The organism is Sutterella sp. (assembly GCF_052272535.1).
Lineage (GTDB): Bacteria > Pseudomonadota > Gammaproteobacteria > Burkholderiales > Burkholderiaceae_F > Sutterella.
In genome coordinates, this window is the sequence record NZ_DAVZJY010000229.1 from 1 (window position 1) to 3,507 (window position 3,507).

Annotated in this window: 2 protein-coding genes; both read left to right on the top strand. The window is 65.2% G+C overall.

What is annotated here, in order from left to right; all coding sequences use genetic code 11:
* The first annotated feature begins 251 nt into the window (after positions 1-251).
* Positions 252-1,721, top strand: coding sequence for an IMP dehydrogenase (gene guaB / locus ACT6Y9_RS09525; protein WP_295477473.1), 1,470 nt, complete (start codon positions 252-254; stop codon positions 1,719-1,721).
* Between the two features lie 194 nt (positions 1,722-1,915).
* The gene (gene guaA, locus ACT6Y9_RS09530; RefSeq protein WP_295477475.1) at positions 1,916-3,487 is read left to right on the top strand and encodes a glutamine-hydrolyzing GMP synthase; all 1,572 of its coding nucleotides are present in this window, start codon (positions 1,916-1,918) and stop codon (positions 3,485-3,487) included.
* The last annotated feature ends 20 nt before the right edge of the window (positions 3,488-3,507 follow it).

Genomic DNA, 3,507 nt, shown 5'->3' on the forward strand with positions numbered 1-3,507 from the left:
TTTTCTTCTCAGGGGCCACACGGCGGGCGAAAAAAATCATTAGACTGCGTGCGCAATCAATCTCGGTATATCCCTTTCCCCTCGAGATACGGGTGCAACGCCCCTCGAAGAATCGGACCTTCAGCCCGCAGGGACCTGCAGTCCCTTCCGGCGCCGACTGAACCCAATAAAACATGCCGCTCACGGACGCGGCGGTGCGACCGCTCCGCAGTTTCCCGACGGTATATTTTTTTTTGCACTCAGAGGTTGTTATGCGACTCCTTCAGACGGCTCTGACGTTCGACGACGTCCTGCTCGTTCCCGCCTATTCCGAAATCCTTCCCCGCGACACGCAGCTGCAGACGAAGCTCACGCGCGGCCTCTCGATCAACATCCCGATGGTCTCCGCGGCCATGGATACCGTGACGGAAGCGAAGCTCGCGATTGCGCTCGCTCAGGAAGGCGGCATCGGCTTCATCCACAAGAACATGACCGCCGATCAGCAGGCCGCGGAAGTCGCCAAGGTGAAGCGCCACGAAGCGGGCGTCGTCGCCGAGCCGATCACCATCGGGCCGGAGATGCTCGTGGGCGACGTGATCGCCCTCGCGCGCGAACACCGCATTTCGGGCCTCCCGGTCGTCGCCGAAGACGGCACGGTGCTCGGCATGGTCACGAACCGCGACCTGCGCTTTGAAACCCGCATGAGCGTTCCGGTCCGCGAAGTGATGACGCCGCGCGAACGCCTCGTCACGGTCCACGAAGGCGCCTCGCTCGAGGAAGCCAAGGAGCTGATGCACCAGCACCGCCTCGAGCGCGTCCTCGTCGTCACGAAGGACTTCCGCCTCGCCGGCCTCATGACCGTCAAGGACATCACGAAGGCGACCGACCATCCGTTCGCCGCCAAGGACGCCAAGGGCAAGCTCCTCGCGGGCGCCGCGGTCTCCGTCGGCCAGGGCACGGAGGAGCGCGTCGAGAAGCTCGTGGATGCGGGCGTCGACGTCATCGTCGTGGATACGGCCCACGGCCACTCCAAGGGCGTTCTTGACCGCGTCAAGTGGGTCAAGACCCACTACCCGGATCTGCAGGTGATCGGCGGCAACATCGCCACCGGCGAAGCCGCCCTCGCCCTCGTCGAGCACGGCGCCGACGGCGTCAAGGTCGGCATCGGGCCGGGCTCGATCTGCACGACCCGCATCGTCGCGGGCGTGGGCGTGCCGCAGATCACTGCGGTGAGCAACGTCGCCGAAGCCCTCCAGGGCACGGGCGTTCCCTGCATCGCCGACGGTGGCATCCGCTTCTCGGGCGACATCGCCAAGGCGATCGCCGCGGGCGCGAGCTCCGTGATGATGGGCGGCATGTTCGCCGGCACCGAAGAGGCCCCGGGCGAAGTGATCCTCTACCAGGGCCGCTCCTACAAGTCCTACCGCGGCATGGGCTCCCTCGGCGCCATGGGCAAGGGCTCGGCCGACCGCTACTTCCAGGACAACAACCAGGGCAACATCGACAAGTTCGTTCCGGAAGGCATCGAAGGCATGGTTCCCTACAAGGGCTCCATCTCCGCGATCATCTATCAGATGATCGGCGGTCTGCGCTCCTCGATGGGCTACTGCGGCTGCCGCACGATCGAAGAGATGCGCACCCGCGCCCGCTTCGTGCAGATCACCGCCGGCGGCCTGCGCGAATCGCACGTCCACGACGTGAAGATCACGAAGGAAGCCCCGAACTATCGTCAGGCCAACTAACTAAGCGGATCTCCCGGAAGCTGAAGGCGGCGCGCCGCCTTCAGCCCCGGGATCTTCCCCAAAAGGCGTCCGACCCGGCAAGAACGGGCGCGGGCGCCTTTTGCGTTCTGTTATAGTCACGCGCGCGCACCGCACGTCCCACTCCGGGAGCGGCGCGCCGCGAAAGAATTTTCCTTCTCCGGAAGCTCTCATCCATGCAGACAACCCACGACCGCATTCTTATTCTCGACTTCGGCAGCCAGGTGACCCAGCTCATCGCCCGCCGCGTGCGCGAAGCCCACGTCTACTGCGAAGTGCACCCGAACGACGTCTCCGCGGAATTCATCCGCGAATTTGCGCCGAAGGGCATCATCCTCTCGGGCTCGCACATGAGCGCCTATGAAGAGAGCAACGACCAGGCGAGCGAAGCCGTCTTCGAAGCGGGCGTTCCGGTCCTCGGCATCTGCTACGGCATGCAGACGATGGCCCAGCAGCTCGGCGGCAAGGTCGAGAGCGGCGCCAAGCGCGAGTTCGGCTACGCCGAAGTGCGCGCGCGCAACCACACCAAGCTCCTCGAGGGGATCGAGGACTTCCGCACGGAAGCGGGCGAAGGCATGCTCAAGGTCTGGATGTCGCACGGCGACAAGGTGACCGAGCTCCCGCCGGGCTTCAAGGTGATGTGCTCGACGCCGTCGTGCCCGATCGCCGGCATGTGCGACGAGACCCGCGGCTTCTACGCCGTGCAGTTCCACCCGGAAGTGACCCACACCGTCAAGGGCCGCGAGATCCTCAACCGCTTCGTCCTCGACGTCTGCGGCTGCCGCCCGGACTGGGTGATGGGCAACTACGTGAACGAAGCCGTCCAGAAGATCCGCGAAGAGGTGGGCGAGGATGAAGTGATCCTCGGCCTCTCGGGCGGCGTGGACTCCTCCGTCACGGCGGCCCTCATCCACCGCGCGATCGGCCAGCGCCTCACCTGCGTCTTCGTGGACAACGGGCTGCTGCGCAAGGGCGAGCGCGAACAGGTCCGCGACACGTTCGAGAAGAACATGGGCCTCAAGCTCATCGTCGTGGACGCCGTCGACCGCTTCATGAACGCGCTTGCGGGCGTCTCCGACCCCGAGCAGAAGCGCAAGATCATTGGCCGCGAGTTCGTGAACGTCTTCCAGGAAGAGGCCGCGAAGATCAAGAACGCCAAGTGGCTCGCCCAGGGCACGATCTACCCGGACGTGATCGAATCCGCCGGCGCCAAGACGAAGAAGGCGAAGGTGATCAAGAGCCACCACAACGTGGGCGGTCTCCCCGAGACGCTGCACCTCAAGCTCCTCGAGCCGCTGCGCAGCCTCTTCAAGGACGAAGTGCGCGAGCTCGGCATCGAGCTCGGTCTGCCCGCCGAGATGGTCTACCGCCATCCCTTCCCGGGCCCGGGCCTCGGCGTGCGCATCCTCGGCGAGGTGAAGAAGGAGTTCGCCGATCTGCTGCGTGAAGCCGATGCGATCTTCATCGAAGAACTGCGCCGCGCCGGCTGGTACGACAAGGTGAGCCAAGCCTTCGTGGTCTTCCTCCCGGTGAAGTCCGTGGGCGTCATGGGCGACGGCCGCACCTACGAGTGGGTGGTGTCGCTGCGCTCCGTGCAGACCTCCGACTTCATGACGGCGAAGTGGAGCGAGCTCCCCTACGACCTCCTCGGCACGGTCTCTAACCGCATCATCAACGAGGTCCGCGGCATCAACCGCGTGGTCTACGACGTGAGCGGCAAGCCGCCCGCCACGATCGAGTGGGAATAAGACGAAGGGCCGGCTGAGGC